The 13,753-nt window shown below is 65.3% G+C and carries 13 protein-coding genes and 1 pseudogene; 7 read left to right on the plus strand and 7 right to left on the minus strand.

The genetic code is table 11. The features are described 5' to 3' along the window. Nucleotides 1–182 (plus strand): annotated as a pseudogene (locus ACR2MZ_RS08640) (hypothetical protein); the annotation flags it as partial. A 216-nt stretch (nt 183–398) separates the two neighbouring features. Here ACR2MZ_RS08640 and ACR2MZ_RS08645 read toward each other — a convergent pair. Together ACR2MZ_RS08645 and ACR2MZ_RS08650 are read right to left on the minus strand one after the other, a co-directional pair. Further along, the gene (locus ACR2MZ_RS08645) at nt 399–839 is read right to left on the minus strand and encodes a DUF3995 domain-containing protein (protein WP_434004651.1); all 441 of its coding nucleotides are present in this window, start codon (nt 837–839) and stop codon (nt 399–401) included. Nucleotides 840–1,003: 164 nt separating this feature from the next. Continuing rightward, complete coding sequence (locus ACR2MZ_RS08650) at nt 1,004–1,729, minus strand: TetR/AcrR family transcriptional regulator (RefSeq protein WP_434004652.1); 726 nt, start codon at nt 1,727–1,729, stop codon at nt 1,004–1,006. Nucleotides 1,730–1,815: 86 nt separating this feature from the next. Between ACR2MZ_RS08650 and ACR2MZ_RS08655 the strand changes: the two genes are divergently transcribed. The 5 genes from ACR2MZ_RS08655 (at nt 1,816) to ACR2MZ_RS08675 (ending at nt 6,871) form a co-directional block, all read left to right on the plus strand. Next, a complete protein-coding gene (locus ACR2MZ_RS08655) occupies nt 1,816–2,673 on the plus strand; it encodes an NmrA family NAD(P)-binding protein (protein WP_434004653.1) in 858 nt (285 codons plus the stop codon). A 174-nt stretch (nt 2,674–2,847) separates the two neighbouring features. Beyond that, complete coding sequence (locus ACR2MZ_RS08660; RefSeq protein ID WP_434004654.1) at nt 2,848–3,276, plus strand: ester cyclase; 429 nt, start codon at nt 2,848–2,850, stop codon at nt 3,274–3,276. A 1,081-nt stretch (nt 3,277–4,357) separates the two neighbouring features. Next, the gene (locus ACR2MZ_RS08665; protein ID WP_434004655.1) at nt 4,358–4,765 is read left to right on the plus strand and encodes a cupredoxin domain-containing protein; all 408 of its coding nucleotides are present in this window, start codon (nt 4,358–4,360) and stop codon (nt 4,763–4,765) included. Nucleotides 4,766–4,968: 203 nt separating this feature from the next. Further along, a complete protein-coding gene (gene dinB / locus ACR2MZ_RS08670; RefSeq protein ID WP_434004656.1) occupies nt 4,969–6,243 on the plus strand; it encodes a DNA polymerase IV in 1,275 nt (424 codons plus the stop codon). Nucleotides 6,244–6,400: 157 nt separating this feature from the next. Further along, nucleotides 6,401–6,871 (plus strand): hypothetical protein, encoded by a 471-nt coding sequence (locus ACR2MZ_RS08675; RefSeq protein WP_434004657.1) that lies wholly within the window; start codon nt 6,401–6,403, stop codon nt 6,869–6,871. 147 nt (nt 6,872–7,018) lie between these two features. Here the strand turns inward: ACR2MZ_RS08675 and ACR2MZ_RS08680 are convergent, their stop codons facing one another. The 3 genes from ACR2MZ_RS08680 to ACR2MZ_RS08690 all read right to left on the minus strand — a co-directional run bounded on the left by ACR2MZ_RS08680 (nt 7,019) and on the right by ACR2MZ_RS08690 (nt 10,276). Further along, complete coding sequence (locus ACR2MZ_RS08680; RefSeq protein ID WP_434004658.1) at nt 7,019–7,447, minus strand: hypothetical protein; 429 nt, start codon at nt 7,445–7,447, stop codon at nt 7,019–7,021. Nucleotides 7,448–7,576: 129 nt separating this feature from the next. Beyond that, on the minus strand, nt 7,577–9,133 hold the full coding sequence (locus ACR2MZ_RS08685; protein WP_434004659.1) for a sialidase family protein: 1,557 nt from the start codon (nt 9,131–9,133) through the stop codon (nt 7,577–7,579). Between the two features lie 810 nt (nt 9,134–9,943). Next, nucleotides 9,944–10,276, minus strand: a complete 333-nt coding sequence (locus ACR2MZ_RS08690; protein WP_434004660.1) for a hypothetical protein — start codon at nt 10,274–10,276, stop codon at nt 9,944–9,946. 220 nt (nt 10,277–10,496) lie between these two features. Here ACR2MZ_RS08690 and ACR2MZ_RS08695 point away from each other — a divergent pair, with 220 nt between their 5' ends. Continuing rightward, on the plus strand, nt 10,497–11,102 hold the full coding sequence (locus ACR2MZ_RS08695) for a hypothetical protein (RefSeq protein ID WP_434004661.1): 606 nt from the start codon (nt 10,497–10,499) through the stop codon (nt 11,100–11,102). 369 nt (nt 11,103–11,471) lie between these two features. Here the strand turns inward: ACR2MZ_RS08695 and ACR2MZ_RS08700 are convergent, their stop codons facing one another. Together ACR2MZ_RS08700 and ACR2MZ_RS08705 are read right to left on the minus strand one after the other, a co-directional pair. Then, complete coding sequence (locus ACR2MZ_RS08700) at nt 11,472–12,398, minus strand: choice-of-anchor P family protein (protein WP_434004662.1); 927 nt, start codon at nt 12,396–12,398, stop codon at nt 11,472–11,474. Between the two features lie 414 nt (nt 12,399–12,812). Beyond that, nucleotides 12,813–13,730: a proline dehydrogenase family protein gene (locus tag ACR2MZ_RS08705; protein WP_434004663.1), complete on the minus strand. Its 918-nt coding sequence runs from the start codon at nt 13,728–13,730 to the stop codon at nt 12,813–12,815. Nucleotides 13,731–13,753: the final 23 nt, after the last annotated feature.

Here is a 13,753-nt window from a genome sequence, read left to right on the forward strand (position 1 = left end):
TGGAGGAGTGTTGGCGGCCCACCTTCGCCCGCTCCCTGGTGCCCCGCTACACCGCCCTCCGGCGCGACCTGGCCGACTACCTCGGCTATTACAACTACGAGCGTGCCCACACCGGACGACGAAGCGCCGGCAAGACGCCGGCAGAGTCGATCTATGGTGCTAGGAAGATGTGCCCACGATGAGGTCCACCTGTCGCGTTATCTCGGAAGCTGTTCAGGTTAGCCCACCCTCACCGGGCATTTCATCGGGCGGGTCTTATGGGAATGACTCCTCCGAACCGGCCAGGGACGACAGCCAAGGCCGATCAGTACCGCTAGAGGGTTCCCGCAGCGGGACGGCTCTTATGCGAGGTCAGTGGGCTGCGGTCGCTCTACCGCGTGAGGCGAGCAGACCGATCATCAGGGCCGCACCCCAATCGAGAAACAGCGGATCCCACAGTAGGCGTGGCCAATCATGCCGGGCCGGTCGAAGCCGGACTCGGGTTGGATGACATCGGCGAGCACCAGGTTTCCCACCGCGGTGTTCAGACCACCCCAGCCCATGAGTAGAAGGGCGCCCAGCCAGCACGTCCATCGTGTGACGCGCCGGGCCGGCCAGCCCGACCGGGCCAGCGCGAGCGGAGCCATGGCGGCGACCAGCTTGACCGCGCCAATTGGGGCGAGCAGCCACTCCCGTCCTCGAAAGCCCTCTACCAGGGCTGTCCCCAGCGAGGACACGAGCAACGTCCCACCCGCAGCCCAGTAGAGACTGAACCCCGCATGGATCACCCCGAACGCGCTGGCTGCGACGAAACCTCCGGGCACACGCCTGGTGGTTGAGGCAACGCCACTCATTTTCATGGGCTCATGCTCGCTGACGTAGGTACGCGGGCGGCATCCGGTACCTCCCGGACCCAGACCCTGACCTGCCGACGCAGAATGCCCATGTCTCGTAGCCCGATCCGCTTGCGGCACAGGCGGCATGAGCACCTGGCGTGTCGCGCGCCCGATCGCGCCTGTCGCCGTCAGAGGTTTGCCGACATAGCTTTGATTGCGCGGTCGAGCCACTCGGCCAGGAGTTGGCGTTCGGGGTGGCTGAGCATGTCGAGTTGGGGTGCGATGGCTCGCAAAGCGACTGCGGCCTCGATCGGTGCTTGATGTGCGGGTTCTGGCGTGTCGGCAAGTATTCGGGTGAGTACGGCCTGAAGGATGCTCGGGGCGAGATCGGGATCGCGTTGATCGGGCGGGGTCGACAGCAGCGTGTGGATGGCTCCGATTCCGGCGGCCTGGATGAGGTCGACGGCGTGGTGTTCGCTGACGCGTAGCCGGCCGGTCAGTGCGATCCGGCGGATGCGGGCCTGGAGAACTTGTTTGCCGGATCGGGCCGCCGGCGAGTGCCTCACGCGATCCGGATCGCTCAACAGCCGGAATAGGGCCGGATTGGCGAGGCCGAAGTCAATTTGCATGGTCCAGCCATCGCGCAGCTCCTCGACTGGGTCGACGTCGGCGGCCGAGGCTGCTTCGACGATCTCGGCCTTCGCGGACACGTAGGTGGACATCACGTGTTCAGCCACCGCTTCGAGCAGGCCGTCCTTATCGCCGAACAGCCGGTAGATCGTGGGTGCCTGCACACCCGCACGCTCGGCGACGCCGCGGGTGGTGACCGCCACCGGTCCCTCTTCCTGCAGCAGGCGTGCAGCGACATCGACGATCCGAGCCCGGGTGTCCCGCCTGCTGGTCGCTCTGGTCACTTACCAACGATAACGCATGACTGCTTCCCGTGGTATACCATCGATACGGTGCGATTGATTCCGTCGATAACACAGGAGGTTGACCGATGATCATCATCACTGGCGCAACGGGCGCCTTGAACAGCGCCACCGCCGATCACCTGCTCACTCGCACGCCGGCCAGCGACGTCGCCGTAGCTGTCCGCGACCCAGCCAGGGCCCGCCGCTTCGCTGAGCGTGGCGTCGAGGTGAGGCGCTGCGACTACGCCGACCTCACGTCCCTGCCTGGCGCGTTCGACGGCGCCGACCAGCTGCTGCTCGTGTCCTCGAACGACCCAACGGGGGACACGGTCGAGCTGCACCGCGCCGCGATCGATGCGGCGGTGAAGGCAGACGTCGGACGGATTCTCTACACGAGCCACCAGGGGGCCGCACCCGACACCCCGTTCTTACCGGGGCGTCACCACTTCGCCACCGAGCAGCTGCTCGCCGAGTCCGGCATCGCCTGGACCTCGCTGCGCAACGGGTTCTACGCACACAGCCTGACGTGGCTGGCCGGACCGTGGCGCGAGACCGCTGTAATCGCTGTGCCCGCTGACGGGGCGGTGTCGTGGACCGCGCGCGAGGACGCCGCCGAGGCTGCGGCCGTCATCCTCGAGTCCGACGGCGCCTACAACGGCCCGACGACGATCACCGCGAACGCCGCGCCCACCTTCGACGAGATCGCCACAATGGCGGCCGAGCTGACCGGACAGTCGATCAAGCGAGTGGTGCTCGATCCGGAGGACTGGGTTGCCACGCAAATCGCGGCAGGTCAGCAAGAGTTCATGGCGCGCTTCTCGCTCAGCATGTACCAGGCCGCCAACGAGGGCTTCTTCGCCGCAACCGATCCGCTGCTCGGCACACTCCTCAGCCGCGATCCGCGAACTGTGCTCGACGTGCTCGCCGCACCGATCACCCATTAGACGTACGCACCCGCACGGCCACGCGGGTCCGTCCGACAGGGGGATCCGCTTGCGACGACGATTTGGCGGGTGCCGCCGGGCGCCTGGACGGCTTGATCATTCTCGCAAGCGGATCCGCTTACGGGACTGGCTGCTGCCCGCTGCGGCAGTGTCGGTCAGCATGTAGGGGTGGGGTTGGAGGAGAACAAGGCCTTGGTACGCCGGTACTACAACGAGGTGTTGACCGGCCGGGACCGGAGACTCCTTGCGCAACTGCTCGACCCGTCCTTCGTCAGCCATGTGTCTGGCGGTCCGGTCGTCGGCATTGAGGTCTACACCGCCGCGGTGGAGGCGACCCATGGTGCATTCGCGGACCTCGTGGTGACCGTCGAAGACCAGGTCGCCGAGCGGGACAGAGTCACCACCCGTTGGAGTGCGTCGGCCACCCATACTGGCAGTTTCGCCGGTGTCGCTGCCACCGGACGTCCGGTCACCGTCACGGGCATGCACTTCCATCGCATTGGCCAGGGTCGTATCGTTAAGCACTGGGAGGAACTCGGCCAACTCGGCCTCCTGCGACAGATGGGCGTTCTGGGCTATCCGCACCACCCACGGACGTCGTGAGGCGTGGCACAGATTCAGCCGCGTTTGGGTCTGCCGGGTCGACGTGCCGGCCTGCCGTTGCACCAACGGGGGAGGCCATCTCCAGTTTGTCAGCGCGCCATCACTTAAGGCACTCACAGCGGCGTTGATCCGCCGTCGGCTGACAGCTCGAGACTCCTCATCTACCGTACTGTCAGGCCGCGATGCCACGAGTGCTGATTCTGGGTAGTCCGGGAAGCGGTAAGTCTAGGCTTGCTCGTTCACTGTCAGCCTCAACCGGTGTCCGTGCAACTGACCTTGATGCCGTCGCCGCCATTGCATACAGAACCGGTCTGCGCCCACGACCTGTTGGGCCCCTCGTCCGAGAGGCCGCGCGGCTCGCCGGCCAGGACACCTGGATCGCCGAGGGAGTGTTTATCGGATGGACCGAGGCTCTGCGCGATCGAGCCAGCCAGGTGGTCGTCCTCAAGACGCCTTTAGTGCGCTGTCTCTGGAGGGTCGTTCGTCGCCACCTTGCGGCTGGCCTTCCCAATCAACATGGCGGTGTCGTGAGGCTCTTCCAATTCTGTTTCGAAATCGTGGATTATCACCGGAACCGAAACCCAGACGTTAGCTGGCCGGAGAACCCGGACCGCACGACTCTGGTCGCGACGTTGCGCTTCGCGTCGAAGGCTAATGACCGTCTGGCCGTGTTAGCGACACGGCACGACATTGACGAGTGGATGCGAGACATTACTGCACAGTCGACAGTGGGGCCTTGTTAGCCGTCAAGGGTCCGAGTGCGGCAGCCACGACATCTACGGCTTCCCAACCAGCCGGCCTCGTGGACGAGATCCTGCGTAACAAGGGCGATGGAGCGCTTCGTGGGGCTCTTCCTCGGCTTCTCGGCGATACAGCCGGTCGGCCTCATCCTCTCACCCGCCCCCGGGGGGAGCGAGAACGTGGCGCACTCAGGTCGAAACAGCAGCAAAACAGGGGGACTTATCGCGGAGCGCTGCTAGCACCGCCGAGCTCCGCACCTCGGACGGGGTATGAACTTTCCTGTAACCCCGGCTCGTATGAATAGGCAGACGCTGGCAGCCACCGTATCCAAGGAGTTCTGATGCACCGATTTCTCCTGCTGCCCCTTGCGGTCCTCGTCATTGCCGCATGTGGCAGCGGTTCGTCAGGGTCAGGCACCGCGGGCACCTCGGCGCCGTCCGCAACCACGTCGCCAACGCCCACGGCGCAGGTCGTGACGATCCACGAGTCCGAGTTCAAGCTTGACCCCGCGCTGGTGACCGTCAAAGCCGGCACGGTCACGTTCAACCTGATGGACGACGGCAAGTTCCCGCACGATCTGCACATTGCGCCCAAGGGCACCACTAATGAGGTCGGTGCGGCTCAGCGAATGACGGCTGGGGGCACGACCAGTTTCACCGTCACGCTCCAGGCGGGCAGTTACGATATGTGGTGCGCGGTTGATTCGCACCGGCAACAGGGGATGCAGGGAACCATCACCGTCACCTAAGCTGGGTCGCGGCCGCCACGGTAAGGCAGTCCGGGTCGGGGCGCGCGGCCGGGCCGAGCCACAGGACGAACTCCGGGGGCGGCTCTTCGCGGTCGGGCCGGTCACATGGTCGTCCTCAAGGATGCGCCGAGCGATGGGTTTGCCTCCCAGCGCCGCCCGCTGAACCCTGGTGCTCGAACAAATGTTTGGCTAGACTGCGCGCGATGGCCCGGGCTGGCGAGGCGACGATCCTCCACGCGGACCTCGACGCCTTCTATGCGTCAGTCGAGCAGCTGCTCGACTCCTCGCTGAGCGGCAGACCGGTTGCGGTAGGTGAGGGAGTGGTCCTCGCCGCCTCTTACGAGGCCAAGGCGTTTGGGATTCGAGCCGGGATGCCAGGCTGGATGGCCCGGCGGCTGTGTCCAGACCTGCGCTTCGTCGGCGGCCACTTCGATGAGTACCAGCGCCTCGGCGATCAGGTCATCGACGTTCTCCGCGACTTCACGCCGCTGGTCGAGCGGATCTCGATCGACGAAGCCTTCATGGACGTTGCTGGGACTGAGCACCTGTTCGGCTCGCCCGGGGAGATCGGCGCGGCGATCCGCAGGCGGGTGCGGCGTGAAATCGGGTTGGCCGTGTCTGTCGGCGTGGCGCGAACGAAACACCTCGCCAAGATCGCCTCGCAGACAGCGAAGCCGGATGGTCTGGTCCTGGTTGAGCCCGACCGCGAGCTCGAGTTCATGCGTCCCCTGCCGGTTGAGCTGATGTGGGGCGTCGGGCATGTCACGCTTGCTCGGCTGACCAGCGTGGGCATCCGCACCATCGGCGACCTGGCTGCTACTTCAGATCCCGTGCTGAGGCGCATGCTCGGTCGGGCAGTTGGGAACAAGCTGAGATCGTTGGCCACCAACACAGATCCTCGCCGAATCGAAACCACCCGGCAGGTGGCATCGGTCGGAGCACAGTCTGCGCTTGGCCGCCGGCGGCCCACGTCCGGTCTGCTTCGGTCCACGCTCGGCTACCTCGCCGATCGTGTGGCGGGCCGGCTGAGGGCGGCGGGTCGATCTGGGCGCACCATCACCGTCAGGGTGCGCTTCACGGGGCTGCGCTCGGTCACCCGGTCCCTCACGTTGTCCAGCCCCATTTCCGCTTCACTCACCCTTACCGAGCTGTCCGCCGAACTGGCATGGGCAGCTCTTGCCGACCATCCGCGCGAGCACGAGATCACGCTCCTGGCTGTGTCGGTCTCGCAGCTGGTGGACGATTCCATCCTCCAACTCCAGCTGCCCCTCGGCCTGGGCGTTGATCGAAGCCGGCCGGGAACCGCCTCAGGTTCGGCACGTTGGGCTGTCGACCGAGCGGTGGACGCGATCCGAGACCGGTTCGGGCGGGATGCGGTGGGCTACGCGACTGTCATGTTCTCCGAGGGCGGACGGGTGCCCGAAGCGTTTAGACAGCTGGCCGAGCGGTCGGGCGGCCGTCTGGGTGGCCAGGGCTAGCTGGATCTACATTGGCCAGACTCGCGCCAGCGCGCGAGCGTCGACCCGGCAGACGGCGGGTGTCAGCGATCACCACGACCCGCCACCCAAGGAAAGTGCCCGCAGGGCAGCTCGGGGCTGTGACTCCGTGGACAGGCGGGTCGGCAAAATGAGGGGGATGGACCTACGAGCCAGGGCGCTGGCCTCTGCCAGCCTGTTTGCCCTCCTGGCACTGGTGATGCAGTTCCTGCTGGGCATGGCCGTCAACCTATTCGTGACGATCCCTACCAGCCACCCCGGCGCTAAGCCGCCGGAGTACTTCGGCGGCGTGGTGGCCAGCGTCACCTGGGCAGTGCTGCAGGGGCCGCTGCTGCTCCAACTCCACGCCGGCTTCGGGCTGGTGCTGGTTGTGGGCTCCGTCTACTTGCTGATCCAGGGCATCCTCATGAGGCGGGGGAGCCTGGTGACGGCGACAGTTTTCGGCTTCATCGGCACGCTCGGCGCGGGCTTCAACGGGGGCAGCTTCCTCAATTACAACGAGAACTTCAGCTCGATGTTGATGGCGGCAGGCTTCGCGGTCGCCGTCGTGGCCTACCTGTTCGCTCTCTACCTATCCCTTCAGGTGTCACCGGCTCGGCAGGTGGTCTGAGACCGGCGGGGGCTGCGGGTCTAAGCGCACCAGTCGCACGGTCGCTACCGGTAGATCCAGAAATCGCCCTAGACAAACCGCAAGGATCAGTAGCGGTACCCCATGTCTTCCATCACAGAGGTGCTCGCCCCTGGCCTGGAGGTGGGGCTATTGCTCTGGGTACTGGCCGGGATATTCTCCCAGGTACGCACGCATCACTCCGGGATCGGTCTGGGCCCTCCTCAATGCCTCGACTCCCTGACCCTTGAGTAAACCGATGCGGTAGGTCCGACGACGAATCGCCGCGGGCAGGTTCTCCTGGGGTGTCTGCGGCGCCTGGCTCACACTTGCGGCCGCTCCTGCAATCCGATGGCCCACTGCAGTTGGATCCTCACCCGGCCTGAGGACGACTGTCAGGAACGGGGGCCCATTCGGGTCGGGGGTGGGAGCGCCCGGAGGCACGTAGGGCTGGCTCGAAGGCGCTGAGTTCTGCGAACCAGTCATCCGGCTGGGCGAACCACAGGATGTGGCGGTGACCGCCGCAAGAACCATCAACCAGGCAGCCAACGCCCGCAGCCGCCGCACCGAAGCGGTCACTGATTGCAAGTTAGCCGGCGGGCTATCGCACATGATCGGATCCGCTTGCCCTTCCCCCAAATGCTACGCCTGCGGACGGTGGATGGGCCCCGCCCCTGTGGCGGAGCCCATCCCGAGTCAGAACCCGGTTTACCTGGCTGTAGCCGAAGTGTGCAGGGTCCGAGGGTGCGCGGTCGACGTGTGCGCGATCTGCGGAGCTGCGGATGAGAGCGACCCACCGCGCACTGCTGCGACGTCCTCGGGGACTGTGAACATCGCCTCATGGAAGTTCTGCGGTCCGGTACCCGCCACAGCTCTTGCGAATACAGGGGTTGCGGTGCGGGCAGCAGGTGCGATCGAGGTCGAGATGTAGTCCCCGACCATGCGACCCTGAGTGGTCAGGGGCAGCCAGCTCAGCTTCATCGGGCCAGCCAAAGTCTCTGGCGCACTCCAACTGTCGCCTCCGTTGGTGGAGGTGATGAAGCCGACCTCGAGCTGGCAGGTCGCCTCAGAACAATTGGCCTGGGGGTAGAAGTAGTAAGTCAGCGCCAGGCGGGCGTGGGCGCTGGGCGAGCTGCGGTCTACAGCGAGCCCCGGTATGAAGTAGTCGGCACCGCTGCCGACGCGGTTCGTGGGGACTCTGTGGACGGGTGACCAGACCAGGCCGTTGTCCGAGGTGCTGAAGATGATGTCGCTCGAGGAACACTGGCCCTCGAAACGGCAGTCGGACCACGCTAGGTAGATCCTGCCCGACCCGTCGATCTCCGCAGTCGGCAGCGGCAGGCCGGCGCGAATATTACCGTTCGGCACGTGAAATTCGGCTGCGGAGATGAAGGTCGAACCTCCCCAGCTGAGACCTCCGTCCGTGGAGATGAAGTCGGCCATCACGCCGGCGTTGAGGTTGATGTAGGGAACGACTACCGCGCCGCTCGGCAACACTATCGGTTGGCCGCCGATGCCGCTGGGCTGATCCACCGGGGTCTTGGGTGCGCCCCAAGTCAGCCCCCCATCGGTGGAAGTGCTCATCTGCTCCAGGTCGAGGACGGAGTTGTTGTCGTATTCGGTGTAGCAGTTGCCGAAGAACTGACTGGTTGGAGTGTTGTCGCAAACAGACCAATTCTTGTCCAGGAACTGCTGCGCGGTGGTCCCACGCACGTCCACGGGCACAGGGTTGCTCCAGGTGAGGCCGCCGTCGGTGGAGCGGCTGACCAGGAGATCGACACCTGGGCCGCCGCCGGGGCCCAACAGACCGAGATACGAGATTATCCAGACGTCATCCCGGGAGTCATAGGCGACTGAAGCGTCGCTCACGGAGAAGTACTTACCCCTTGGCGTTGAATTGGCAGTGGTACCCGGCAAGAAGCCGTGCTGCCAGGTCAGTCCGGCGTTGAGGGAGGTGGCCCAACCGATGTTGCTAGCACCCCCGTTGAAGACCCGGCCGACCTGAAAGGTTGAGACGACGGTCTTACCGAAGGCGAAGGTATCCGGTTCAACCTGCGTCCGGTGTTGAGCCTGGGGGTTCGTGTACGGATCACTACTGATCTGGACCAGTTGATCGGCAGCCGCAAACGCGGGGACGACCGACACCAACCCAACGGTGGACAATGCGGCCAACAAACCAAGGGCGCGTCCAGCCCATTTTGGTTTGGCTAAGGCGCCGACGACTTTGAACGAGCGGACCACACCAAGCGTTGGAACTTCAGTCATGCATTCCTCCTCGTCCTGCCACCCGGCCGGCAATGCTTCGCTCGCAGGACTCGTAGGCGACTGGCGGATCCGACCCTGATTGGTGACACCGCCGGCATAGCCCACCCCTCGACTGCGCCGCGGAAGCGGCCCTCCCTGCAACAACTCATATTCTGGCGACCGGATGGCCGGCCGTCAAGCTGCCGCTGCGCTAAGCCGTAGTTCGCCGGGGCCACCGTCTGCGTACGCTGGCGCACGCGCCGGCTCGCCACGACCGGCAACCTCAGTCGACCTGAGCGCCGCAGGTGATGTTGATGCAGTCGCGGTCATTGCCCGAGCCCAGTTCGAGGCCGCGAACATCCCGACATTCCCCAACGTCCTCAAGGGTCGCTGCGCGGTTCAGCATCGTCCGCGCTGGATCGCCTCCGCAATCACCGCTCGCTCAGCCAAGGGTTCCGGGATCGACTCCGGCACGCCGGCGGTCTGCAGTGGCACCATGCGAATGCCATATGGCCCGAGCTCGCAGGCCAGGTTCTTTCGGAGCGCTTCCGGGACCTGCAGGGCCTACACGACGAGTAGATGCCTCAGAGCTGCTGGACGGTCTAGAATTGCGCCTGCATCGACAAGGCTGATCCGACCGTCGTGTGTTTGGCGACTCGCAGCCACATGTGGGATGGCCCAAGCAAGAATAGGAGTACCGATGGCTAAGCAGAATCGAAGGAAGTCGGCTAAGAAATCGACCAGTGGGAACCAGGCCAAGGTAATCGCTCAACTGAGGAAGGAGGTAGACAAGCTCGCGAAGCAGCGCAAACGGGTCGACGAGCTCAGTGCTCAGATCGACCAGCTCAAAGCAGCCGCCATCGCTACAGCTGAGCAGGCCAGCACGCTGGCGGCTGAGGCAACCAAGAGCGCTGGGGCGGCGACGGCCGGATCCGCCGGCTCGACGCCCAGGCGAGGCACCCCCCGCCGAACGGTGGCAGCCCCCAACCGCCAGTCCGCCGATGGAGCCTCGACGGCTGCCGCCGGACGCACACGACGAACTGCGCCGGCTAAAACCGCGACACCCCGCACGGCGCGCCGGCGCACGCCGGTTGCGGCAGCTGGCGGCACAGTGACTCGCAGGCGACGAACTGCCGGGTCAGCGCCGGCGAATCCAGCCGCCACTGCGAGCGAGCCGCAGTCGGCTTCAACCTCCGCAGACCACTTGCCAGGAGGCCTGTAGGCTTCCGTCGATCGGCGGCCAAGGAGTTAGCGACTGACCGCTGAGGCAGCGGCACAACGCGGCAGCGTCAGTGAATGCAGGGTCGCCTCTCCAATTGCGAGCCGTCAGGACTAGCGCTGGGCGGCATTCGTGCGTGCCACGCGCTCTAGATGGGAGGTCAACATGGACCAACAGGGCCGGGAGCAGGCGTTCATGAGCGCGCTCGTGACACAGCATTTCGACCTACGCTCCGCCGCCAGCGCCACCATCAGCGAGAGCAGCAGCCGTGCGTCCCTCTACCTCTTCTCCCTCTCGAGCGCGCTCGTGGCGCTCGGGTTCACTGCTCAGCGGGCGGAGGCATTCACCATATTCGCTGCCGCCGTTCTGCCCGCAGTCTTCGTGCTTGGGCTCTTTACGTTCGTTCGCGTCTGTGACACCGCAGTCGAGAACGTGATTGCCTTGCGCTCGATCGTCCGCATCCGTCGGTTCTATTCGAGCCTGACACCAGAAGCTGGTCGCTACTTCGACGTTGGTTCCCGAGCCGATGACACGGAAGCCGTTATGGACGCCATGGCGACCAATCGGTCCTGGGTCGGAGTCCTGTTCACGACCGGGACGATGATCGCCGCGCTGAACAGCATGGTCGCCGGCGTGGGCGTGACATTGCTTCTAAACGCCACCCTGCAACCCAACTCTTTGTTCATAGCGGTGGGGACCGGCGTCGCGCTGGTGCTGGTCGTCGCTGCCATCGTCTACCAGTGGCGTCGATTTCTCACGCTTTTCGCGTAGTGCCAACTGACTCCGCCGGACAGGAAGACTCTGGGTCAGTTCTTCAGCTCCAGGTCCTGCTCAACGAGGGCCGGCGGGCGGCCTGATCGGCCGCTGGTCCACGCCTACCGGTCCGTCAGTCAACTAGGCGGCCCCCTGCGAGACGTAGCGATACCCTCCGGGAGCTTAGAGCCATTGTGGGTCGGCCAGGGCCTGCCGTGACGCGGAGAAGATGCCGCTCGTCGCATCAGCCCCAACTGGTTGCGCACCAAGCAGCAGTCCGCTGTTGAAGAAAGAGGTCGCGAGCGACCGCAAAAGAGGCCACCGGAGACGAACCGAGCCCAGCAGGCACAAGCCTGCTGGGCCCAGCGGTCATGGCGATTGGGCTGATCAGTCGATCAGATGCGACGACCTGCGGCGCCAGACCAGAAAACCAGTGCTGGTGGCGGACACGAGCAGCAGAACGGCGACAGCCAGCAATGCGGTGCCACCGCCATTGACCGGAGGCTGACCGGGGCCGGCTCCAGTGACCGGGAGACTCGGGGGTGCGGTCGGGGTTGCTGTGGGTGCGGGAGTGGGCGCAGGAGTGGGCGCAGGAGTGGGCGCAGGAGTGGGCGCAGGAGTGGGCGCAGGAGTGGGCGTAGGAGTTGGCGGGGGAGCCGCCGTGCAGGCCTCATCGCTGTGGGCCTGAGAGATGGTGATCGTCCCTCTGATAACAGCGTTCAGCAGGCCGGTGACGGGGAAGTCGACTACGAGAGCGCTGACAGTTCCGGCACTGTCGGTGGGGGGAGTGCCGGATCCTCCCTGGGCGTTCAAGGTCACGGTGGCGATCAGCGCGCCACCGACACCCAGAACAGGAATCACTGTGTTGGGGGCGGGGTTAGTCGGGATGGTCACTGTCACTGTCCCGATGCGGAGCGTGGCTACGCTGGAAGCCAGCGTCGGCACACCGCAGTTGACAACGCCGGAATTAGCGTTCAGAACGGTGGCAGCAAGCAGGCCGGTCGGGAATGCTCCTCCTGGGAGGAGCGTGACGGCGGCGACCTGCGACGTGGACGTAGCCGTAGTGCCGCCTCCATTCGTCTGCTCAAGAACTACGTTGACAGTACCGAGGCCCGCGGGCAGGGTTACTATGCCAACCCCCCCATTCAACGTGCCGCCCGCAGGCGGTAGCGCACCCGTGTAGCTAATCAGCTGATCAGTGACGGCGACAGTGCCGCCTACGAGGCTGACTCCGGTCAGGCCGACCGCGTACGCGTTGCCCGAATAGGAGGTGACCGCGGCTTGAGCCGGGATAGCAGCAAACGACGCCGCCAAGAGCCCAACAACTGCCGATAGGCCGAACAAAGGAAGACGGCGCCGACTAAGACTCGATCGCACTGGCAGTACCCTCAATGAGAAGCGGACGTCGGCGCCCTTCCCCCCATCCGGGAGGATAGCACACCTGTCATGCGCGGATGTCATAGAGACTGGGCGGATGTCCTAAGACATTGCGCGAACGACCTGCCGACGATTTTCATTCACGAGCGCTTTGGCCACTTCTCCCGCCGGCCCAGCGGCCGGCTAATGCATTGGCCGGGGAAAGCCGCGGAGCTAGAAACCAGCACGACATGCTGCGAGGGAAGAATTGGCGTAGCCGTGATCTGCCCTGGCCGCGGAATCTTTCAGAGGTTCTGGACTGAAAGCAGCGTCCGTGCCTATCGCAAGGTTTCTGAATCAGTAGTAGCCGCATCAGCGGCTCGTGTCGGTCGCGCGTCCGATCAGGCTGAGCGCGATTGAGGTGGCAATCTGGGGATTCTCCTGCAGCCGGCGCAGGGAGTAGGCGTACCAGTCGCCGCCGTAGGGCACGTAGATGCGCACGCGATGCCCGGCGGCAACCAGCCGCCGGCGGAGCGGCTCAGCCACCCCCATCAGCATCTGAAACTCGTACTGGTCCCTGCCCCGCCCGTGATGTCTGACGATCTCGAGCGAGCGCTCCGCCAGCCAGCGGTCATGGGTGGCGATGCCGACATAACAGGCCGCCTGCAGCAGGCGATCGAGCAGCCGCAAGTAGGCGATGCGGATCTGATCGAAGTCCTGGAGGGCTACGGCAGGTGGCTCCTGATAGATGCCCTTGCAGAGGCGGACCGAGATTCGCTCCCGCAGCAGTCGCTCGATGTCATCAGGGCTTCGGCGCAGCCGGGCCTGGATGACGGCGCCGACGTTGGCATGCTCGTCGTGCAGCTCGTGGACGAGCTCCAGCGTGCTGGACGTGAAGTGGGACTCCTCCATGTCGACTCGCATGAAGCGGCCGTGCTCGGCGGCCGCGGCTGCCACTTCGCGCAGGTTCTGGAGGCAGACCTCGCGGTCCACGGCTAGCCCGAACGCCGTGGGCTTGACGGAAACACCGGCCGGCAGTTTCTCCTCCGCGAGGCGCTGGATCGCCTCCCTGTAGGCTGCCTTGGTGGCAAGTGGCTGTTCCCGGCTGGTAACGTGCTCGCCGAGCAGATCCACTGTCCCCAGGCAGCCTCCGGCGCTGAGCCGGCGGACTGTGGCAAGGGCGTCCGCCAGAGTCTCGCCGGCGATATACCGTTCGGAGACCCGCCGCACAATCCCGCGAGGCAGCAGCGGCACCGTGCTGGCCATCGCGCGGTCGAGCAATCGAGGCATGCCTGAAAGAGGTTAGCGCCTGG

The organism is Candidatus Dormiibacter sp. (assembly GCF_050999135.1).
GTDB classification, from domain to species: Bacteria; Chloroflexota; Dormibacteria; order Dormibacterales; family Dormibacteraceae; genus Dormiibacter; species Dormiibacter spiritus.